Source organism: Verrucomicrobiia bacterium, assembly GCA_035489575.1.
In the GTDB taxonomy this organism is placed as follows: domain Bacteria; phylum Patescibacteriota; class Saccharimonadia; order Saccharimonadales; family JAGQNK01; genus DATHJY01.
Map to the genome: position 1 here is coordinate 16460 of DATHJY010000011.1, position 21693 is coordinate 38152.

The window sequence follows — 21693 nt, forward strand, 5'->3', positions numbered from 1 at the left end:
CAGCTTTGCATGTGGCAGAGACCAAGCAAGTGCATACCCGACCTCACGACCACACCTTAGGAGGTGTACCCGTGAAGCGATTCCTGAGCGTCAGCGTCCTGCTGGCGATCATGGCGGTGCTGGGCTTGCCCGGCGTTGCCAACGCCCAAGAGGGTTCCGAGTTCTGTCGAAGCATCTTCAACAACGTCGACGACACCGACGAGGGCAACATGGCCAGCGCCATGAACGACCTCGCCGGCCTCGGCGCCGAAGTCCACGTCGTCCTCATCGATGACATGGGCGTCGACGACGAAGGTCACAACATCAGCGACGCCCAGGCCTTCCAGACCGAGGTTTTGAAGCCCAACTGTCCCGAGCTCTTCCGTCCCGACGGAGAGGTCAAGGACGACCTGTTGCTGCTGTTGGCCGCCGATACCGTGGACGGCACGTCCGACCTCTACTACGGCATGATCTTCGGCCAGGACTGGATGTCGTACTTCGACGCCGATCGTCAGGCGCAGGTCAGCGAAGACCTGTACTTCGACCGTCACTACGTCGATGGCACGATCGCCTTCCTGGAGGACATCTACCAGCGCGACACCGGCGGTAGCCCCGAGCTGCCCAGTACTGGTGGCGGAGGCGCGACCCCGTCCAGCGACGACAACGATTCCTCGAGCGGCACCGCCGTCTTCGTGGTGTTCGGCGTCATCGTGGGAATCGTCCTGCTGGGCGGACTCATCTGGTTCGTCGTGATCAAGCTGGGTGCTTCCAAGCGTCGCAAGAACAGCCAGGCCAACCAGGCCAAGCGCTTTGGTGACGTGGAGAATGCCTACGTGGCTCTCGACAGCGGTCAGAAGGCGCTCCTCACGGATGTGGACTTCTGGATGCTCCAGCTGACCGCGTCCGACGAGGCCAAGCTGTCCGCGTTGCGGAAGCAGCTGGTTGGCGCCATGAACAGCATCTCCCAGACGCTTGCGCCCGATGGCCAGCTGGAGACAGACGTCAACCTCGAAGGCACGGACGAGTTCCGCACCGATGTCGAGGAGCGTCTGGTCGTGTTGGAGGCTCACGTCGCCGTGGCCAAGCAGACCAGCGATGAGTTGGCTGCCGAGTGTCGCAAGCTGGAAGAGCAGCGTGACAACTTCGACTCCAACAGGGCGAAGGCCGCTGGCCTGCTGCAGGATCTGCCCACCCAGGTGCAGGCCCAGCAGACGGCCGGCTTCAAGGTGGACACCTACAGCTCCCAGGTTTCGGGCTTTCAGAAGGCACTTACTGATGCCGACGAGGCCTACGCCAAGAGCGAGTTCGTGACCGCCCACAACCGTGCCCAGTCCGTCATCGACGGCTGTCAGCAAGCGGCGACCGAGCTGGCCGAACTGCCCAAGCGGGCAGCCAGGATCCGCGAGGAAGCCGCCACACAGACCAAGCTGGTCGGCGACACTCGAGCTGCGGCGAACAAGGCAGGGACAATCCTGCAGACGCTTCGCAGCGGTTTTGCCAGGACCAATTGGCAGGACATCGAGACCTGTGTCACCGATGCCTCAGCAGCCCTCCAGGCCGCCGAGGCGCACATCACCGCAGCCGGCACCGCAGCGCAGGATCAGGAGTTCGGCACCGCCGAGCAGCACCTGACCAACGCTGGTGAGCAGTTGCGGACGGCACAGGAGGCCACTGCGCGCGTCCAAGCTCGTCAGACGGAACTGGAGCGCTTGCGCACCAGCCTGCCGGCTGACGTGTCGGCACTCGTCACCAAGGCGACCAACCTGGTCAGCGCCATCGCTGGCTACGGCAACGACGTCCAATCGCCGACCCGCGGCCAGGCCACCGCCTGTGTCACCAAGGCCGGAGACATCCAGACCGCCCTGCGTGCAAGCCAGCCGGAACTCCTGGCCATCTCGCTTCAGGTGGGCTTGGTCGACAAGGAACTGGACGATGTGGCTCAGGCCGCAAAAGACCAGGCCGTCGAGGCCCGTACCCCCACCCCTACCTACACCACCGACTACGGCGGTAGTAGCTACAACGATGGCTACGGCGACTCCGGTCGTTCGCGTCGTCGCGGTGGTGGCTTCCTGCCGCGCATCCCGGGTGGGTTCGGTAGCACACCGTCGCGCTCGTCCTCACGGTCCAGCACGCCTTCGCGTTCCAGCAGCTCCTCCCGGAGTTCCTCGTCGCGTCGTTCAGGCGGAAGTGCCGGTGGTACCCGTGCAAGCCGTTCGAGCAGCAGTCGTCGTTCGGGTGGCAGTGCCGGCGGCACGCGACGGAAGCGGTAGCTTCAACATCTAGAAATTCAGCCAACGCGGCACCCGGCAATTACTATGCAACCAGCATAGTTTATTGACCGGGTGTCGCATTGGATCCAGGAATAGCAAAAAATCCTGCTGATGAGTCGTAAACGACGAAATCCAAGCGTAAGTTTGATACAATAGTTAGCATGTTAACTATCAATGATGATGAATTCGAGAAACTCATAGGCGAGGCCATGGACACCCTCCCAGAAAAATATGTCAAAGGGCTCAATAACGTCCTGGTAACCTACGAGGACGAACCTAGCCCAGAACAACGCGCCCAGCTAAAACTGCACTGCAACCAAACCCTTTTTGGCCTGTACCAGGGTATCCCGCGTACCCAGCGAAACAGTGCCTATAACCTGGTTGTCCCTGACAAAATAACTGTTTTTAAGCACCCCATTTTATATTCGGTAAGCACACTGGACGAACTCAAGGAACAGATCCGCCACACTTTGTGGCACGAGATAGCTCACCATTATGGCCTAGACCACGACCGTATCCACGCTCTCGAGTAAGAATGGCAAGTTGTAAATTTTATTGTATAATAAAAACTAGTTTCACTGTTTCTATACAAAGTGACACTGCGAACCTTAGTCCGCACCACACGCCCGCATTCCCGCCTCCAGGCAAGGAGTACTTGTGACCGCACGGAGTATAACCAACTACTATCAGCTGCTGTGCGTTGCGCCAACCGCTTCTGCCCAACAGATCCAGGGCGCTTACGATGTGCTGCTGCAGTTGAACAGCCTCAGTAGCCTGCTGGGTGGTACCACTCGGGAGGAGTTCGACCGTGTTACTCACGCTTACAACGTGCTGAGTGATCCACGGCAACGCCAGAGGTATGACCGCCTGAGTGGAGGCCTGCGTCTCGCACCACCAGGAGCACTGAGCCAGCACGTACGACAGAACTGCGCACTTGAACGCAAGCGAGCAGTTGCGCAGGGTTGGCTGCTGGGTGCACTAGGTATTGCCGTCATGGTGATTATCGGTGCTGGAATGGCCTTGATCCAGATAGGAACACCGTGAAGATCTGGCACAGCCAGATCATGGAGGGGTAGGGCCTGGCGCTGGCTATATGCCAAAACCTTGCCTACCCCTCCGTACTCGACTTCCATAGATGTGTATTGGGCAACTACAAAGTCTATGCTGATGAGTCCAAAAGGACGAAAAATCGATATAGTATAAAGCTATGCACCCTGATCTTACAGATAGTCTCCGCGCTGCCCGCAGTCTGTTGGGCTATGAGCTAGTGCATCAGACGCCAGAAAGTGTAACGGCGGGTATTATTGTCGAGACCGAGGCCTATGACATGCACGATCCGGCTAGCCACTCTTTTGGCGGCGTGCGCCGTCGCAACGCGCCCATGTACCAAGCAGCCGGTACTGTCTATGTCTATTTGATATATGGCATACATTACTGCGTGAACATTGTGACTGGCCCCGAGGGGCATGGTCAGGCCGTGCTGATTCGTGCACTGCAGCCTACCCAGGGGATCCCCCTCATGCAGGTGCGGCGACGGGCGCAGACTGCCCAAAATCTCACCAATGGTCCAGCCAAAGCAGCCCAGGCCCTAGGCATCACTGCAGCGTTAAACGGCAGTACGCTTGGCGGCGGCCCGCTTTCTATCCGACCGGGTGTGGCTGTGGATGAAATAGTTGAAACCACTCGTGTTGGTATTTCTAGAGCGGTTGATAAGCCATGGCGATTTTACATCAGAGACAACCCTTACGTTTCAAGATTTTAGAGCTATACTGTAGCTGATGTCTCAAACAAAAAAGTCTGCTTTTCCGTACAAGCCACTTGTGGTGGGATTGTCGGCGGCAGCCTTTTTGATACTGTGTGGCGTAGCCCTGCAAAGTGCTACCATGGGCCCCCTAGAGAAGTCTATCTTTACCACCCTCTACGACGCCTCGGATCAATTAGGCATATTTGCCCTGCTTATTACGCAGCTGGGTAACGCCTGGGTGCTGATCGCTATAGTAGGGCTGCTGTTTGTGTTGAAGTGGCGCCCCGAACCGGCCCTAACGGTGCTGCGTGCTGGGTTGCTGTCGTACATCTTGGCCACCGTAGCCAAAGTACTGGTTGGTCGACCGCGACCGCCATTGTTGTTAGAAGAGGTCATATCGCGCGAGATAGTCGTACGGGGGTTTGGGTTTCCGTCCGGACATGTCGCGTTGGCTACGGCTGTCAGCTTGGCCCTCTTGCCGTACCTGCCCAAGCGGTTGTGGTGGCTGCCAGTGCCGTGGATTATCTTGGTGGCATGGTCTCGGCTGTACCTTGGCGTTCATACGCCACTAGATGTATTGGCTGGTTTTTGTCTGGGTGTTTTCGTGGCTGCTGCCAGCACCTACATACCTGTGGAAAAGTTCGCCAAAAGATAGTGCTTATGCTCTTGTCAAAGGACAGAGCTGGGCGTACGCTAAATGAGGAAGTGTGAGGCTTCCACAGACCCTAGGCAGACGCCTGGGGTCTTATGAATTTAAGGAAGGGAAACCCAGGCCTGAAAGGCCTCCAGGGATTTCCCTTCCTTAGACTCGCTTCACTCGTGATCCATCCCTTCCATTGGGACACTATCTTAGGCGAGTAAATCGCCAAAGATAGTGAATAGTTGATTAATTGTCATCCTGATGGCAGGTAGGGCAGAGGCCGCGAAGTTCAAGGCTGTGGCTGGTCAGGCTAAAGCCAACTGTTTCTGCCAACTTATGTATATCGTTTTCTAGTTCCGGGCTTTCCTCGAAAGCAACCACTTTGCCGCACTGCATGCAGCTGGCATGGTGATGGTGCCCGGCAAAGATTTCGCTGAGTTCTAGTTTGTACTTCCAGCCAATCTGCAGCCGATTGACTATGCCAATTTTCTCGAACAGGTCGACCGTGCGATACACGCTAGCCCGGTCCATTTTGTGCTGCAGTTTGCGGATCAGCTGGTTCATGCTGAGGGCGTCGCTATCAGTCAGGGCGTTAAATACCAGCTGACGGGTTTTAGTCAGGCTGTACCCCTGTTGCTTCAGGGTGGTGGCCAAGGTTGGCAATTCGGCGTTCATGACCCAATTTTATCAAAAATTGCAACATATTTGCAGTATGCATTAAATTTGGCAATACTGGGATCATAAAATAGGAATACAAAATGAGTACTTATGTAGACGTTATCTTCTTCTCGCTTATCGGTGGCGTGTTTTCGCTGATAGGCGGAATACTATTACTCAGTCGAAAGAAAACCGCCACGGCATTAGCCCACTACGCTACGCCTTTTGCCGCCGGAGCACTGCTTGCAGCCGTGTTTTTGGACCTGATCAAAGAAGGGGTCGAGCAAGCTCCACCTGTCACCGTGCTAGAAGCCACACTGGCGGGAATTGTCGTGTTTTTCTTTGCCGAGCGCTTTCTGCGCTGGTTTCACCACCATCACGAGCACGAAAAAATTGGCAAGGACCCAGCACGCAGCCTGATTATCGTTGGTGATACTATTCACAATGCCATGGATGGTGTCGCTATTGCGGCCGCTTTTCTGATCAGCCCCTCAACCGGCATAGTTACCACCCTGGCCGTTGCTGCGCACGAGATCCCGCAAGAAATAGGCGATTTTGGCTTGTTGCTGAAGCGTGGTATGTCACGAAAAAATGTACTGCTCGTTAATATTGGCAGCGCCTTAGCCACGACAGCCGCGGCGGTACTGACGTTTGCACTAGGTAGTGCCGAAGCGCTGCCTACGGGCGTCCTGCTGGGTGTCAGCGCGGGCTTTCTACTATACATTGCCATGAGTGACGTTATTCCCGAGATTCACGAGAAGTCACCCAAGCGGTTATTCGACCTGCAACCACTGTTATTGGTCCTAGGAGTTGTGGTAGTGGGGCTAGCCATAAATATCTCGCATAGTTTCATAGAAGACGGCCGCAAACACACTCCCGGAGAAGTCATTGACGTACAAGAGTACGAGCCCTCGTATCACGACGACCTAGACGTGGAATAACCTGTTACAATAAGCGGGATGCAGATAGTATTAGTTTTACTGGGGGTACTAAATCTCGGCGCGCTGGCGTATCTGCTAACGCGCAAAAGTGGCGCCGGGTTAGACGGCCCTCTGCGCGATGAGTTTGCCCGTAACCGCAAAGAATTCTCTGACGCCAACAAAGACTTACGCCTAGAACTGACCGGACAGCTAGAGCGCTTGCGTGACAAGAATGACGAAAAACTAGAACATATTCGCAAAACTGTAGAGGTCCGTCTGGAATCTTTGCAAAAAGACAACGCCGACAAGCTCGAGAAAATGCGCGAAACAGTAGACGAAAAACTGCAAAGCACCCTAGAGAAGCGGCTGGGACAAAGCTTTAAAATTGTTAGCGAGCGCCTAGAGCTGGTGCACAAAGGCCTGGGCGAGATGCAAGGCCTGGCTACGGATGTTAGCGACTTCAAGCGAGTGCTTACCAATGTAAAGACTCGTGGTACGTGGGGTGAGGTGCAGCTAGAAAACCTCCTAGAGCAAATCTTTGTACGTGACCACTACGAAAAGCAGGTCATGCTAAAGGCCGGCAGCCAAGACCAGGTAGATTTTTGTATTAAGCTGCCAGACAAAAGTTCCAAGGACGGGTTTATCTTTCTACCCATTGACGCCAAGTTCCCGCTAGAAGACTACCAACGCTTGGCAGCCGCCCAAGAAAAGGGTGACGTAGCGGCGGTAGCACTGGCTACCAAGGGTCTGGTAACTCGGGTCAAGCTAGAGGCCAAATCCATAAAAGAAAAATACATACAACCGCCCAAGACAACCGACTTCGCAATCTTGTACGTACCCATAGAGGGCATGTACGCCGAGGTGCTTCGACAACCCGGCTTATTCGAGCATCTGCAGCATCACTATCGAGTGACCGTAGCCGGGCCGACTACCATCGCAGCCATCCTGAACAGCTACCAGCTAGGATTCCGTACGCTGGCCATTGCCGAACAGACCAGCCAGGTGTGGGAGCTGCTGACCACCATCAAGGGCGAGTTTGGCAAGTTTGGAGACCTCTTGGACAAGACCAGGGACAAGCTGGTACAAGCCACCAAAACCATAGACTCCGCCAGCACAAAAAGCCGCACAATAGAACGCAAATTAGGCACCGTACAAAAGCTGGCCGACAAAGCCACAGAAACTGCCGAAAACACTAAACTCATAGATGTCGCCGACGAATAAAATAGACGCCTAGCTTTTCAGCAGGTCAATTGTCAGAGCAGCCGTCCAGCCAAAGTTCTCGGCGCCGGCTGGTGAACCGTCTACCGGGCTGAAGTATTCCCAAAATCCAGCATTATGGACCATTTCTAGGGTAGCTTCTTTTAGCGCTTCGGCATGGTCGTTATAACCGTATCGCTTCAGTCCATCTATGATCAGCCAGTTGGTGTTTACCCAAGTGGGGCCTTGCCAGTAGCGGTGCGGGTTAAACCACTCACTGTTTAGGGGTGCCGTTGGGATGGGGTAATGAGCACCAAACAGATGCTCGTTCTCTATCATTTTGACCAGCTGCTTGGCTCGTTCCTTCGTAACGGTGCCGGCATACAGGGGCATGAGCGTGCCGATACTCGGTACTTTGAGCAGCCGATGTGACACAAACTCCCTGGAATAGTACTGCAATGAATATGGGTCCCACAGCGATTCCAGCGACTTCTCGGTCTTACGCATGTGGACCACCAGCTCTTCTGGCAGCTCTTTGCGAATATATTTAGCAATGGCTTCTAGGTTTTGGTTGGCACGTATCAAAATAGAATTAAAGGTTACATCCTCTATGGTGAACATAGAATGGGCCAGGATGCGCTTGGTATCATAATTTTTACGACGCAGCCGACGTTGTGTGCTGTACAAAGCCAGGGCATCAATGGTGCCGATACGCTGAGCAGCGTGAATAAAGTGCGTGTCGCGCCGTAGCAGATTTATGAGCGGCACCAGGTGCAGCTTGTCTATGGCTGTAATCCAAAAGGCCAGTTGGTGATCATGCAGTTCGGCCATCCAGGGCGGGGTGTTGTCTAGGCCGGTCTCCCAGGGGTGTACCAGCAGGGCCAGGCCTTCGCCGTGTGGATCACGGTCTGCATAAATCCATTCGTGGTAGGCCAACAACGCCGGAAAGACGGATTGATACCAACTGCGTTTCTCGGCCTTGGGGAGTTTCTGGCCTATACGCACCACAGCCTCGGCGACCATGGGGGGTTGGGTGATACCGCTAGTGCTGACGTCGTCCGGAGCATTGGGGTTGAGCCAGCTGCGCCAGATATTGCCGTCGCGGCCATGACGCCCTTGGCTATGAATAATGTTTGGGATCATGCCGTTAGCCCACTGTCCGCCAAGCAGGCTCAGTATTTCAGTCTGGGCACGCTCGACGTTGTAGTGGCTCAGCCCAATTGCAATAAAACAGCTGTCCCATAGCCACTGATGGGGGTACATACCACCACCGACCGGCACCGTGTGTGTCCCGTGATCGTTATGAGCCAACACAGTCTGAGCTGCCTCAAGAAAGTTTTCGCCGGTGGGCTGGTCGGAATTTGCCTGGCCCTGTTTTTCGTCCATTGCTATCAGTATAGCGCAGCCCGGTTATGCTTGCCCAGTAGTCCGCCCCAGAACCTATCCCAGATCTCCAATTCCGTCCCGGGAACTCACCCACTCCGGCGACAATCCGTCCCAGTTTCCGAGCCGTAACTACGGTTACGCCTCAAAAACTGGAACGAATTCTCACTCGAAATGGATCGATTTTGGGCTCGAAAGCGAGATCTGGGGTGGGTTCTAACGATAATTGGTGAAGTTTAGTGGAAAGTCGAATTCTTTGCCCTGTATGATCTGCATGACTGACTGCAAGTCGTCCTTGCTGCCACTGGTCACGCGGACTGCGTCACCTTGGATCTGAGATTTGACCTTGGGATATTCGTCGCGGATCAGCTTGGTGATCTGCTTGGCCTTGTCCTGGTCTAGGCCCTGTTTAAATGGCACCTCTTTGGTAGTTTTCAGGTTAGCCACCACTGCTTCTCGGGTGGTGTCCAGAACTTTCTGGCTTTGGCTACGGGCGGCCAGCTTTTTACGCACGATGTCTAGGATGGCGTCTATTTGCCAGTCACTGGTGCCGGTTACTTTAAATCCTGTTTTATCCCCATTCAGCCACTCGAGTTGTGCCGGCGTGCCCTTGAAGTCATAGCGGCCCGCAATCTCGCGCTGGGTTTGGTCAAAGACGTTGTTCATCTCGGCCTTGTCGTATTCACTCACTATGTCAAACGAGAACTGTGCCATACTTTTACCTGAGTTCTATAAAGAAATCCCTTCCTTCTTAGCTATTGTTTGTACTTGATGGACGATGCTTCGCAAAGTTGTCTCCAAATTGGCCGGCTTACCGCCCGACAACAGTTGAGTCTGGACCGCTGCAAGCTCATCCAAAATTTCCTTAGTATCAACATGTATAGCTACGATTTCATTTTGAACAGTTGTGAGCTGCTCTTGGTGTTTGCTGCTTTCAATTTCCAAGCGATAAATGGACTTTTTTAGATCGGAGGTGTCATGCCGCACGGAGTTCATCTCGGTGTGTAGTCCATCCATACGTTCATTGGTTTCGTCTATACGTCGGTCAAGCTTACCTAGGCCCTCACTAGTCATCTGCATACTTTCCTGCAGGAGTTCTAGGATATCTTCATTCGCAACAGATTTTGTCGGCATATCTGTATTATAGCGTGGCTGGTTGCTATAATGAACACCAAGATGAGTTACCAAAATCAGAAGATTGCCGAAACTGCTGAAGTGCTCAAAGCTCGGCTGAGCCAGCTCGATACCAAAGCCGATATTTTAAAGGCCACAGAGCTGAAGGCTTTGTATGCAGAAGTTCGCACATTGCCAGCTGATCAGCGGGCCAGTTTTGGCAAAGAAATAAATCAGCTCAAGACTGACCTAGAACATCTCATAGCCCAGCACAGTGATACCGCCGAACAGCTAGAACCCATAGATGTCACGGCACCATTCGATGTAAATGTAGGCGACCAAAAACCCGCACTTCTGCCCAGCCAAAATGGCACCAAGCATCCACTGATGACCGAGCTAGACACTATTCTGGATATTTTTTACCGCATGGGGTTCAACGCTATAGAGTCTCGGCAGCTCGATGACGACTACCACATGTTCGAGAGCCTCAACTTTCCGGCCGATCATCCTGCCCGTGACGACTACGACACCTTTATGACCACCGAAGGTTTGATTGCGCCGGCCCACACCAGCACCATGCAAAATAGGGTGTTGTCGGCCAACAAAGAGCGGTTAGAAAACGGCCAACCGATTTCGTACGTCATTCCTGGTCGCGTCTTTCGCAACGAAGACCTGGATGCTCGACACGAACATACCTTTTATCAGTTAGAAGGTGTTTATGTGGGCAAAGATATTCATGCTGGGCACCTGATTGCGGTACTCCAGACTTTTTTCGAGACCTACTACGGCAAAAAAATGGAGGTCAAAACCCAGCCCTTCTACTTCCCATTTACAGAACCTAGCTTTGAGTTCGCCATAGCCTGCCCATTTTGCGACAAGGCTGGCTGTAATATCTGCGGCGAAGGCTGGCTGGAATTGCTAGGCTGCGGCATGATCCACCCCAATGTGCTCAAGATGGCCGGCATAGATTCCAACGAATACACCGGCTTTGCGTGGGGTGGAGGTATCGAACGTCTGGTCATGATAAAGCACAACGTAGAAGACATCCGCCACTTCGAATCAGGCAAACTAGACTTCCTAAGGCAATTTTCATGAAAATTGTTGACAAGATTTCCGTTGCCGAGCTCACGCAAATGGCACAAAAAATGTTTGGTGAGCTCGTTAAGGCAGATGTCGACATAGCCAAAAAGATTGTCGTTATTGACATGCCTATGCATTATGACGGCGAGGCTCATTTACTGGAAAAAGGATCAAAGCAAAGCGACCTATGGGGCATCAACCTACACCCGGCAGACTATGGTACGGACGATTTCATCGAATTCGACTCTATGATTAATATTCGTCCGTCCCAGGGCAATGCCTCCAAGGATGTGCTTGATCCACTAGTGCGGCAAAAAATTATCCGCATTGTCAGTGAGGTTGTCCATGAGTAGCCATGAGTTTGATCGAGATGCGTGGGCAGAGTTGGATATTTTTAATCAGATGGGCAACATCGGCTCCGAGGTTGGTAGGGCGCTTGCGGCAAAAAGGCAGGGCAAAACAGAGCGTATGCAATCCGCCTTTTTCAGGGGGATGGACCTTATAAACGCTACTGTTGATGTCTGGTCTGCATCACACAAAACTGCAGTGCCCGAGCTACTTTGCGCCCGCGAATTATTTGCAGAATCCATCCTAACAGACAAAGTTGACGCTACCCTTGAAAAGTACTTTATGCAGTTTGCAATAGCAGCGAGGTTACAAAGATGAATACAGACGTAGAAAAAATAATCAGAGAATATATAGACAAGTCACTGCATATGTCGCTGGCTACGGTCAGTGGCGACCGACCATGGGTATGCGAGGTCCACTTTGCCTATGACGACAACTTAAATCTGTATTTCCGTTCGCTCAAGTCACGTCGGCACAGCCAAGAAATCAGCATAAATCCCCACGTTGCCGGCACTATTGTCAAACAGCACGGCCTGGACGATGCCCCCCATGGTATCTATTTTGAGGGCACAGCCGAACTGCAAGAAGACCAAAGTCGTTTCCCGGAATATTATGAATACTTCAAGCAGCGCCAAAAAGTAGACGAAGGCATCATAGAACAGGCCAAGCAAGAGGACGGCCACAAATTCTACAAAATCACCGTAGAAAAGTGGTACGCCTTTGGAAAGTTCGGCGAAGAAAAAGCGATCAAGCATACGCTTGACTGGAACGGTGGCCAAAAATGAAAGTTAGTCTGAATTGGATCAAGCAGTTTACAGACGTCAATATATCTATTGACGAGCTCGTAACCAAGATTGGTGCCCAGCTAGGTGCTGTAGAAGAAGTGACCGATCTGGGTAAAAAGTATCAAGGCATTTTGGTGGCCAAGGTGATGTCGTGCCAGAAGCATACCAACGCCGACAAACTAAACGTTTGTCTGATAGACGACGGCGGCAAGGCCGAAGGCGTCACTCGTAACCAAGACGGTCATGTGCAAGTGGTCTGTGGCGCACCAAATGTCCGCGCCGGGCTGACTGTTGCGTGGCTGCCGCCGGGTGCCACCGTGCCCAGCACGTATGACAAAGATCCATTTGTGTTAGAAGCGCGCGAAATACGCGGGACCGTTAGCAACGGCATGCTGGCTAGCGCCAAAGAGCTGGCGCTTGGTGACAACCACGACGGTATTGTCGAACTGGACACACCAGCAGAGCCTGGTACCTCGTTTGCCGAAGCCTACGAGCTGGACGATCATATTATCGAGATAGAGAACAAGATGTTCACCCACCGGCCCGATTGCTTTGGCATCTTGGGTGTGGCCCGCGAAATAGCCGGTATCCAGAACATTCCGTTCAAGAGCCCGGACTGGTACGTGCGCTCGCTAGACCGCATAAAGCCTGGTGCAAAAACACTGCCGCTAGAGGTCCGCAACGAGGCTGGCGCCTTGGTGCCACGCTTTATGGCTATTGCCCTAGCAGACGTGCAAATGGGCCCGAGCCCACTCATCATCCAGACCTACCTGAGCCGAGTGGGGCTGAAACCTATCAACAACATTGTTGACGTTACCAACTACCTGATGGTTCTCACCGGACAGCCGTTGCATGCCTACGACTACGACAAAGTTGTAGCCAAGAGCGGCACCGTTCCTACTCTTATCGCCCGGCAAGCCACCGGCGAGAAGATCAAGCTGCTCAACGGCAAAGAACCTGTCATCGAAGCCCCGACCGTGGTGATCGCAACCGACAAAGAAGCCATTGGCGTCGGTGGGGCCATGGGCGGAGCCGACACAGAAGTAGACGACGACACCAAGAACATCATTCTGGAGTGTGCCAACTTTGACATGTACGCGATTCGGCGGACAGCCATGAAATACGGCTTGTTTACCGACGCCGTAACACGATTCAACAAAGGCCAAAGCCCGCTGCAAAATGACATAGTACTGGAAGAAGCCGTTACAACTGTTGCCTATGTATCCAATGGTAGTGCCGCCAGCCAAGTCTTTGACGTTAAATCACAGCTGCAAAAACCAGCCCCCGTGCAGGTAACCAGCGACTTCATCAATGTGCGACTCGGCTTGCAGCTGCCCGCCGAGGATATGGCACGCCTGTTAGAGAACGTAGAACTAGTAGTAGAGGTGCACGGCGACGAATTGTCGGTCACGCCACCCTATTGGCGCACCGATATAGAGATTGCCGAGGACGTCGTAGAAGAAGTAGGGCGCCTGTACGGTTTTGACCACTTGCCGTTGGAGCTGCCCGTACAATCTATCAAGCCCGTCACCCAAGACGCTTTGTTTGACCTAAAGTCACAGATTCGTCAGAGTTTGGCAACTGCTGGTGCCAACGAACTACTCACCTACAGCTTTGTGCACGGTGATCTCTTGGCCAAAACAGGACAGAACAGAGAACAGGCTTTTCAACTGAGCAATGCCCTCAGCCCAGACCTGCAATATTTCCGCCTCAGCCTGACACCCAGTTTGCTCGACAAAGTGCACCCCAACATCAAGGCCGGCTACGGTCAGTTTGCACTGTTCGAGATTGGTAAGTCCCACATAAGAGGACAGCAGGATCGCGTCGAGCAGCAGGTACCCCTCGAACTAAATGCTCTCAGTCTGGTAATTACCGCCGATCCTAAGGCAGCAACAAACCTACAGGGCGCAGCCTTTTACCAGGCCAAACAATATCTGTCGGTTCTGCTGAAAAACCTTGGAGTGACAGACATATGCATCGAGCCAATTACCGACGAGCTGTCCGACCAGTCAGTCATGGGTATCGTAGCTGCGCCTTACAATCGGGCCCGAAGTGCAGTGATCAAGAATCACCAAGGCCACGCCATGGGGATCGTTGGCGAGTTCAAGCCGTCAGTTGCCAAGGCACTCAAACTGCCCGCACACACTGCCGGTTTCGAAGTAGGATTGCACGCCCTTAAGACGCAGCAGCAATCTTCTTATCATCCCTTGTCTAAGTTCCCTAGTGTTCAGCAAGACATTTCGCTCCGAATAACTGCTGACATCGACTATGCGCGTTTGCATGACGAGCTGCAGGCCGGGCTGGCCGAGCTAGACGATAGCCACCTGCAAACTAGGCTAGAGCCCTTAGACATCTACCAAAAAGATGACGTAAAACACATTACCTTCCGCCTGACAGCAACCCATCACCAAAAGACACTGAAAAGTACAGAGATCAACCACCTTCTAGACAATTTGGCCGAGCGCGTTAGCCAAAATCTCGGCGCCGAACGGCTATGAAAAAAGCCCTCTGGCTTATCCTGGCCTTTTTATGGGTAACGCTGGGCATGGCACCCATAGCACATGCCGGCGTAGACGATTTTGTTGTCAACGATTTCTATGGCCAGTATCGTCTGCATAACGACGTGCATGGGGGCCGTATGGAAGTAACAGAATCGATCGACCTGACGTTTTCGGACAACAACCACGGCATCCTGCGTGCCTTGCCGCAGATTAACAGGGGCCATTCACTCCACCTAGAAGTAAAGTCTGTCAGTCGTGATGGCCAGACCGAGCCCTATTCGTCGTATACCGAGAATGACAACACTGTGCTCAAGATTGGTGACGCTGGCAGAACCATCACCGACCACCATAGCTATCAAATTAGCTACGAAATGCAGAACCTCATGGATTTCTACGACGGATTTGACGAGTGGTATTGGAATATCAACGGTACCCAGTGGAGGCAGCCATTTACCCAGGTAAGGGGCGAGGTCATTTTGCCAGATGGCTGGAAGGCGACAGACAGAACTCCCTCGTGCTATACCGGTCCCCAAGGCAGTACTGCGCAAAACTGTACACTTGTACCTACCGGTCAAGGGTATACATTCGCCGCAACCCATCCACTTGGTGCGGGCGAAAACCTATCGGTTGCCGTGCCGATTCAGAAGAGTTTATTTGCTCCTACTACTACGGGTGACTGGGTGCGGCAAAATATTTTGCAGTTAGTGGGGATTGTCGTTGGGCTAGGCGGCGTCTTGTACGCTTTTAATTTATGGCGCAAACATGGCAAAGATTACAAGGGCAGGGGTGTTATTGTCCCAGAATACAAGCCGCCAAAGGGGCTCAGCCCAGCAGAAGTTGGATTGCTGATGGACTACAACCTAGACAACCGAGACCTGTCGGCAACCATCATAGACCTAGCCATCCGTGGTTACCTGAAAGTCCATGACGAGGAAAAGAAACGGCTTGGTCTTTTTACCAAGCATGTATTTAGTTTAGAGGTCGTCAAGGCCGACACCACTGGTCTGAAGCCACACGAGATTGACCTCCTGGGTGCACTGTTCAAGCCCTTCCAGGTCGGTACCATCCAAGATATTTCCAAGATAGACAAAACAAAAATGTACGCGGCCGTTACCAAAATTCGCAGCAAGCTCAAATCGAGCCTGACCAAAGAACACGGCCTGCTCGAGGAAAGCCCTTCTGGTGCCTACGCCAAACTAATTGGCCTGGCCCTGGTAGCATTTATGATACTTATATTTACTGGTGCGGGATGGGGATGGCTGATAGGCATGTTGGCAATCATCCTCAGTGCCATACTGGCCATGATTCTGATGCGTCGCCGCAGCCACGCGGGCGTAGAGGCCTATGAAAAGGTCAAAGGACTCGAGCTGTACATGAAAACAGCTGAAGAGGATCGGCTGAAGATGCTCCAGAGCGTAGATCGCCCATACGCCGCACCCTCCAAGACAGTCCACTTGTTCGAGAAACTCTTGCCGTTTGCCATAGCCTTGGGCGTCGAGAAATCCTGGGCTAATCAGTTTGATCATATATACAGTCAGCCACCCGGTTGGTACAGTGGCAACTTCAGTACATTTAGCACTGTCTACTTTGCGCATAGCCTGACCCAAGGCGTATCAGCCATGAACAGCAGCTTTAGCGCACCCACTAGTTCTGGCAGCTCCGGCAGCGGTGGCGGAGGTTTCTCTGGGGGCGGTGGAGGTGGTGGCGGGGGTGGGGGCTGGTAGCAAAAATAATTAGTATTGCATATTGTATTAATTGGTTATATAATATATGAACTTTTAGTCGAGCATTGCTCCTAAGGGTGCACATTGACAGATGTAATTCGAATAGTTTGATAACTTTTTAGGAATCCTTACTGCTGCAAGCGCTATTGGTTGGATGGTTTTGCTTCGCCATATATTTTATGACGAGCCAAAACTGTCCAACAAGACAATAGAACTTAGCCGCCGAGCGCCTGAGAAAGTATTAGAAGCGTAGGTTGAAATACGCTTCTTGTGCGTATTTCTCATGGCGATCCGCAGGAAGGGGTGAGCGCTTGAGCCGGTGTCTGCCGCCTGTGCCGCGATCTGGCCACGCTTGTCGTGACCATTGGTATGGACTTTGTCCATAACCACCCCTTTCTGTGTTTCGATAGAGCTGGACCTTCTAACGAAGCTCTGGTTCCATGTTCGGGTTCCTCTGGTTGAAGCGGTTGTTCCGCCACTTCCGGCTGACGCCAGAGGAACCCACAGGTCAAGATAGTCCTCTCCTCGAAGGAGACGAAAAAGTGGCCACATGCACCAATTGCGGTGGTTCTGGCAAAGTTGGTCTGACCAAGCTCAAATGCACTCCGTGCAAGGGCACCGGCAACATCAGGAAAGAGAACGCCTGCAGTCCATGCAGAGGTACCGGCAAAGTTGGGTTTCCCCAGCGGAACTGTACTCCTTGCAGAGGAACAGGTCGCCGGTAGGTAAAGGGGGACGTGTCAGTCAAGCGGACGACAGCCTTCTTGGCTGACACTCACCCCCCATTGTTTAAAAAACTACACCGAATTGCATCTGTCCATCTATCCAAGTCAAGCAAAATTCTGGTTGCTTTGGACAGATAGTTGTGGAAATGTTTTATAGCATGCTATAGTGAAAAAGCGACGATAGAGGTAGAGCAACTGCTCCCACCATCGTAGCACTTTGACAGATATATGGTTTGTCTCCCTGAGGCAGTAATGCTTGTCCGCAATAATTTGTGGCCAGCCATTCTGTCTCATACGAGACTTGATGATCGAGCACGGATACCGACACGTCCCCCAACGTCCTGTTGGTTCCATGCTCTGGAGAGGAGAGACTTCGGTCCGACAGCGCACTCCCCCTGCGCAGTTGAAGGGCTTTGCCCGCTCCTCTCCAATCTCGCTTGCTGCTCCAGTCATTGGAAGCAGTACACCTAGTCGAGGTAGACGATCTCGCCGCCGAGAACGTCTGGAACAACTTCGGTTGTTTTGCCGCTCCACGCCAAGGCACCTCGCTCGGCGAGAGAGATGCTTACATAGCTGTGCTTGCGATAGACGCTGTAGTCCACGCGCCTTCCCTGCATCCGGGCAACCGGGTCTCTCTCGTCGCTTTCTAAAAGGTCTGGGTTCCGTGACACCTCCGCCGACGCCAGTCCGCCCGCCCGCCGGCCAGAGTTCTTGTCACGGAACCTAGAGTTCTACCAAGAAGGTAACAAGATCTGGGTTCCGGAACATCGTGCTTGCTCAAGCGCCGCCCGCCCGCCCGTTTGGGTAACACGTCCGTTCCGGAACCCGGAGTTCTCTACAGTTGTAGTACGAGACCTGGGTCCCGCGGCTTACTTGCTGCTTGTGCGTCAGCTGCACCTCCGGCCGCCTCCACACAATCGGCGAGTGCCACACCAGTCGCGGGACCCATCCCTCTCCAAAAGCGAAATCCCCCACCCATATATCTGTCAGTTAATCAGAATGCAAGAGCCCAAACCTCTCGTGCATTGTGACTAGCACATAATCCACTCTATAACTCTCCTAGGCCTCATCCGGCAATAAGCTGTGCGGTTCAGGACAGATGGTTTCTAGCTGAACGTGCAGATTATTGTCGGATGGGCCTTAGTATTTGCTTACGTATGCTAAGCTTTTAGCAATAAGAGGGTCTTTAGCATGACAGGGCGCAAGAAAACTATCGTTACCAAAGAAAAAGACAAAATGTTGGCAAAATTTACGACGTTCTTCTTTGATCGTCCCCGAATAACAGCCATATTGTGGCTGGTTGTGGCAGTTTTTGGTGTTGCCAGCTACACCACGCTCCTCAAGCGCGAAGGTTTCCCGAGTGTGCAGATCCCCATCGCTATCGTAACCGGCACCTATGTGACTAATGACCCAGCAAAGGTAGACGCCGAGGCCGCCAAGCCTCTGGCCGAGATTGCCCTGAAACAGGCAAACGTCAACACCGTTACAACCCAGAGTTCTGGCAACTTCTTTAGTACCTCCATTCAGTACAAAGAAGGCACCGATACCGCAGCTGCGGCCAAAACCCTAGAGCAGGCTGTAAAAGACTCAGGCAAACTACCTGCGTCTGCTCGGCTGCAATACAATGTGCCGTACTTTGGCGCAACCGGGGGAGACATCCGGCAGATAGATATAGCAGTATCTTTTTACAGCAAGAAAACAGCTTCAGAGGCAGACCTAAATGCCAAAGCTACCCAGGCTGCTACTTGGCTACAAAACAAAAAGATCCCGCATGTTCATGAGGTCTTTGTAAAAAGTCCACTCGAGTCTGTTGCCGATCCCTCAACCGGGCAGGCGGTTACGATTCAGCGCAGCTTTGACCGCTATGGCAAGCGTGAGGGAGGCCAGGCCGCCTTCTATAATTCGGTCATCGTCGGCATGTCTGCCAACAAGGGCACCGATGTCATTAAGCTGGACCACGATGTGCGTCAAGCTTTGCAGGAACTTATGGGCCAGCCGGGTTTTCAGGACTATGGCGCAGATGTCAGCGCCAGCTTTGCGCCATCTATCGAAGAGAACTTGAGCGAATTGCAACGAGTGCTCCTAGAGGGACTGTTGGCAGTGCTTATCGTGGGCTCTATTGTTATCGCCATTCGGGCCTCGCTGATCACAGTCATCTCTATGATCACTGTGCTAGTGGCTAGCATTGCCTTTCTGTATGCGGTCGGGTATTCGCTGAACGTGATAACACTGTTTGCGCTCATACTAGGTCTGGCACTGATAGTCGACGATACCATTATTATGGTAGAAGCTATCGACGCCGCCCGAGCACGCGAGAAAGATCCACGCAAAGCCGTACAGATAGCTACCAGAAAGGTCAGCCGTGCCATGGTGGCAGCCACCCTGACCGCCAGCCTCAGTTTTGCGCCACTGTTATTTGTAGGGGGTATTCTGGGCAGCTTTATTCGAGCCATACCTATTACCATCATTGCCTCGCTCCTGATCAGCCTAGTGGTAGCACTGGTGTTTATTCCGTTCTTTGCTCGCTTCCTGCTACTTGGCAAAAAGCAAATGGGCAAGCAGGCCGTCAAAGAAGTTGCTGCCGGTTTCGAGGCCAAGCTGGCACAATTTATTGCCAAGCCCATGCTGTGGGCTAGGCATTCTAAACCCAAGTTGTTTGGGGTGGGCATTACGGCTGTTTTGATTGGTCTGGCATTTATCGGTGCCGGTGGAGCAATTGCTCGGCACGTGGTGTTCAATATCTTTCCGCCTACCAAGGACACCAACGGCCTCGTAATGGCTATTAACTTCCCGGCCGGTACAACCATTGGCCAAGCCGAGGCTATCGCCGGCAAGGCCGACGAGCTAACTAAGCAAATCGTTGGTGACAACTTTGTGCAGGCTTCTTACTACGGAACCGGCAGTGCCCAAACCGGCACCCTGTTTGTACAACTGACGCCGTACAACAAACGCGATATTCGTTCACCAGAAATCGTCAAGCAAGTGCAAGATCGCTTTACGGCCGATTTCAAAGAAGCCCAGGTGGCCGTGGGCCAACAAGACGTTGGGCCGCCGTCCGCGTCCTTTGTGGTGCAAATAGACACCGCCAATCGGGGGGCAGCCTTTCGGGCCGCCAAAGACCTGGCCGCCTACCTGTCCACTGTCGAACTAAAACGCCTAGATAACAGCACTGCGCGTATGAAAAACGTCACAGTTGCATCGGCAGATGAATACGTTCGGGTTGGCAACAAATCGGTTGTACAGGTTCAGGCCGGTTTTGACGGCACGGACACCACCACCCTGGTAAATTTGGCCCAAGAGGCCGTCAAAGACAAGTTTGGTGGCGCCACTCTGGCAAGCTATGGCCTGGCCAACGACGCCATCCATTTCGAACTAGGGCAAGAGGCAGAGAACCAAGAATCATTCAACGCCCTCCTGCTAGCATTTCCGGTTCTGTTGGCAGCCATGTACGTATTACTAGCGGTGCAATTCCGTTCGCTCTTGCAACCACTGCTGATTTTTTTGGCCATACCGTTTAGTTTCTTCGGCATTATGTTGGGCCTCAATCTCACCGATAACGCCATCAGTTTCTTTGCTATGCTGGGCTTCTTTGCGCTCATTGGTCTGAGCATCAAGAACACCATTCTGCTGACAGATTTTGCCAACCAGGCCAGACGTGCAGGAGCAGACCCTATCGATGCAGCCGTTGCTGCGCTGGAAGAACGCTTCCGGCCCTTGTTCGCAACCAGCATGACTGCCGTTGTGTCACTCGTACCCTTGGCTATCGCTAGTCCGTTTTGGGAGGGTTTGGCCGTGGTACTCATCTTTGGCCTACTGTCGAGCACGTTGTTGGTTGTGACCGTCTTTCCGTACTACTATCTGGGGTCGGAGTACTTGCGACTTAAATTTAAGCGACGCCATGTGGTGTTTTGGTTGATCGCCCTCATCGGTGGGGTGATTGCTTTGTCTGCCCTGGAAAAGCGCACACTTATTGGCCTGTGGCTGCTCATTTGTGCGCTGTATCCAATTGTGTATGTTGTTAACAAAAAGCATGTGCTTCCCCGGGTTTTGTAGTGCTATACTGGGGGGAGTCAACTTAGGAGGTATACGTGGCGAAAACGCACCAACGCGTATTTGCCTTGATCTTAGCAGTCCTGTTCTTAGCAACTTCTGTTGCTGCGGGTCTGGGCGTGATCTGGCAAATAAGAAAAGATAACCAGCAAACCAAAGCTGCAGGCGACAATAACAACACTCAAACCGCACAGGAGGGTACATTGGAAGGCACAAAACTAGCAAACTTTACAGCCGTAGAAAAAGTGAATGCTTTGCAAATTACTGACACCAAGCCGGGAGATGGCGAAGAAGTAAAAGCCGGCGCCACGGTAACCGCACACTACACCGGCGCCCTAGCCAAAGACGGTACTATTTTTCAGAGTTCACATGATACCGGGCAGCCCATCGAGTTTAGCCTGAGTGGTGTCATTGCTGGCTGGACAGAAGGCGTTCCAGGTATGAAAGTTGGTGGTACACGCCGCTTGACCATCCCGGCAGACAAGGCCTATGGCGCCAACTCTCCATCTCCCAATATTCCAGCCAATTCTGACCTGGTTTTTGACATAGAGATAACCGCTGTAAAAAATCAGTAGTT

Annotated in this window: 21 protein-coding genes; 16 read left to right on the plus strand and 5 right to left on the minus strand. The window is 52.9% G+C overall.

The annotated features are described in order from the left end of the window. Window positions 1-71 precede the first annotated feature (71 nt). From VK694_04600 to VK694_04620, 5 genes are all read left to right on the plus strand, one after another. Entirely contained in the window at window positions 72-2249 is a 2178-nt protein-coding gene (locus VK694_04600; protein ID HTE57997.1) for a hypothetical protein, read from the plus strand. Between the two features lie 161 nt (window positions 2250-2410). Further along, window positions 2411-2782 (plus strand): metallopeptidase family protein, encoded by a 372-nt coding sequence (locus tag VK694_04605; GenBank protein HTE57998.1) that lies wholly within the window; start codon window positions 2411-2413, stop codon window positions 2780-2782. 124 nt (window positions 2783-2906) lie between these two features. Continuing rightward, on the plus strand, window positions 2907-3293 hold the full coding sequence (locus VK694_04610; GenBank protein HTE57999.1) for a DnaJ domain-containing protein: 387 nt from the start codon (window positions 2907-2909) through the stop codon (window positions 3291-3293). A gap of 163 nt (window positions 3294-3456) precedes the next feature. Next, on the plus strand, window positions 3457-4011 hold the full coding sequence (locus tag VK694_04615) for a DNA-3-methyladenine glycosylase (GenBank protein ID HTE58000.1): 555 nt from the start codon (window positions 3457-3459) through the stop codon (window positions 4009-4011). 16 nt (window positions 4012-4027) lie between these two features. Next, window positions 4028-4648 (plus strand): phosphatase PAP2 family protein, encoded by a 621-nt coding sequence (locus VK694_04620; GenBank protein ID HTE58001.1) that lies wholly within the window; start codon window positions 4028-4030, stop codon window positions 4646-4648. 231 nt (window positions 4649-4879) lie between these two features. On the opposite strand, the gene VK694_04625 is transcribed toward VK694_04620, so the two are convergent. Further along, window positions 4880-5308 (minus strand): Fur family transcriptional regulator, encoded by a 429-nt coding sequence (locus VK694_04625; GenBank protein ID HTE58002.1) that lies wholly within the window; start codon window positions 5306-5308, stop codon window positions 4880-4882. A gap of 83 nt (window positions 5309-5391) precedes the next feature. Here VK694_04625 and VK694_04630 point away from each other — a divergent pair, with 83 nt between their 5' ends. Both VK694_04630 and rmuC read left to right on the plus strand, forming a co-directional pair. Beyond that, window positions 5392-6231, plus strand: coding sequence for a ZIP family metal transporter (locus VK694_04630; GenBank protein HTE58003.1), 840 nt, complete (start codon window positions 5392-5394; stop codon window positions 6229-6231). 18 nt (window positions 6232-6249) lie between these two features. After that, on the plus strand, window positions 6250-7431 hold the full coding sequence (rmuC, locus tag VK694_04635; protein ID HTE58004.1) for a DNA recombination protein RmuC: 1182 nt from the start codon (window positions 6250-6252) through the stop codon (window positions 7429-7431). Window positions 7432-7440: 9 nt separating this feature from the next. Here rmuC and VK694_04640 read toward each other — a convergent pair whose 3' ends face one another. The 3 genes from VK694_04640 to VK694_04650 form a co-directional block, all read right to left on the minus strand. Beyond that, the gene (locus tag VK694_04640; GenBank protein ID HTE58005.1) at window positions 7441-8793 is read right to left on the minus strand and encodes a trehalase family glycosidase; all 1353 of its coding nucleotides are present in this window, start codon (window positions 8791-8793) and stop codon (window positions 7441-7443) included. A gap of 213 nt (window positions 8794-9006) precedes the next feature. Next, window positions 9007-9504, minus strand: a complete 498-nt coding sequence (locus VK694_04645) for a YajQ family cyclic di-GMP-binding protein (GenBank protein ID HTE58006.1) — start codon at window positions 9502-9504, stop codon at window positions 9007-9009. Between the two features lie 15 nt (window positions 9505-9519). Beyond that, a complete protein-coding gene (locus tag VK694_04650) occupies window positions 9520-9924 on the minus strand; it encodes a hypothetical protein (GenBank protein ID HTE58007.1) in 405 nt (134 codons plus the stop codon). 42 nt (window positions 9925-9966) lie between these two features. Between VK694_04650 and VK694_04655 the strand changes: the two genes are divergently transcribed. From VK694_04655 to VK694_04680, 6 genes are read left to right on the plus strand one after another with little or no spacing between them, the layout of a single operon-like run. Further along, on the plus strand, window positions 9967-10998 hold the full coding sequence (locus VK694_04655) for a phenylalanine--tRNA ligase subunit alpha (GenBank protein HTE58008.1): 1032 nt from the start codon (window positions 9967-9969) through the stop codon (window positions 10996-10998). After that, window positions 10995-11336 (plus strand): DUF5674 family protein, encoded by a 342-nt coding sequence (locus VK694_04660; GenBank protein ID HTE58009.1) that lies wholly within the window; start codon window positions 10995-10997, stop codon window positions 11334-11336. Before VK694_04655 ends, VK694_04660 begins: the two co-directional genes overlap by 4 nt. Continuing rightward, window positions 11329-11649, plus strand: a complete 321-nt coding sequence (locus tag VK694_04665; GenBank protein ID HTE58010.1) for a hypothetical protein — start codon at window positions 11329-11331, stop codon at window positions 11647-11649. Before VK694_04660 ends, VK694_04665 begins: the two co-directional genes overlap by 8 nt. Next, window positions 11646-12116, plus strand: coding sequence for a pyridoxamine 5'-phosphate oxidase family protein (locus VK694_04670; protein HTE58011.1), 471 nt, complete (start codon window positions 11646-11648; stop codon window positions 12114-12116). Before VK694_04665 ends, VK694_04670 begins: the two co-directional genes overlap by 4 nt. Next, window positions 12113-14614, plus strand: a complete 2502-nt coding sequence (gene pheT, locus VK694_04675) for a phenylalanine--tRNA ligase subunit beta (GenBank protein ID HTE58012.1) — start codon at window positions 12113-12115, stop codon at window positions 14612-14614. Before VK694_04670 ends, pheT begins: the two co-directional genes overlap by 4 nt. After that, on the plus strand, window positions 14611-16341 hold the full coding sequence (locus tag VK694_04680) for a DUF2207 domain-containing protein (GenBank protein HTE58013.1): 1731 nt from the start codon (window positions 14611-14613) through the stop codon (window positions 16339-16341). Before pheT ends, VK694_04680 begins: the two co-directional genes overlap by 4 nt. A gap of 177 nt (window positions 16342-16518) precedes the next feature. Here the strand turns inward: VK694_04680 and VK694_04685 are convergent, their stop codons facing one another. Next, window positions 16519-16725 carry a hypothetical protein gene (locus tag VK694_04685; GenBank protein HTE58014.1) on the minus strand — a complete coding sequence of 69 codons (207 nt, stop codon included), beginning with the start codon at window positions 16723-16725 and terminating at the stop codon, window positions 16519-16521. A 754-nt stretch (window positions 16726-17479) separates the two neighbouring features. Here VK694_04685 and VK694_04690 point away from each other — a divergent pair. The 3 genes from VK694_04690 to VK694_04700 all read left to right on the plus strand — a co-directional run bounded on the left by VK694_04690 (window position 17480) and on the right by VK694_04700 (window position 21691). After that, on the plus strand, window positions 17480-17716 hold the full coding sequence (locus tag VK694_04690) for a hypothetical protein (GenBank protein HTE58015.1): 237 nt from the start codon (window positions 17480-17482) through the stop codon (window positions 17714-17716). A gap of 541 nt (window positions 17717-18257) precedes the next feature. Next, window positions 18258-21119 carry an efflux RND transporter permease subunit gene (locus VK694_04695; GenBank protein HTE58016.1) on the plus strand — a complete coding sequence of 954 codons (2862 nt, stop codon included), beginning with the start codon at window positions 18258-18260 and terminating at the stop codon, window positions 21117-21119. A 35-nt stretch (window positions 21120-21154) separates the two neighbouring features. Continuing rightward, window positions 21155-21691, plus strand: a complete 537-nt coding sequence (locus VK694_04700) for an FKBP-type peptidyl-prolyl cis-trans isomerase (GenBank protein ID HTE58017.1) — start codon at window positions 21155-21157, stop codon at window positions 21689-21691. Window positions 21692-21693 lie beyond the last annotated feature (2 nt).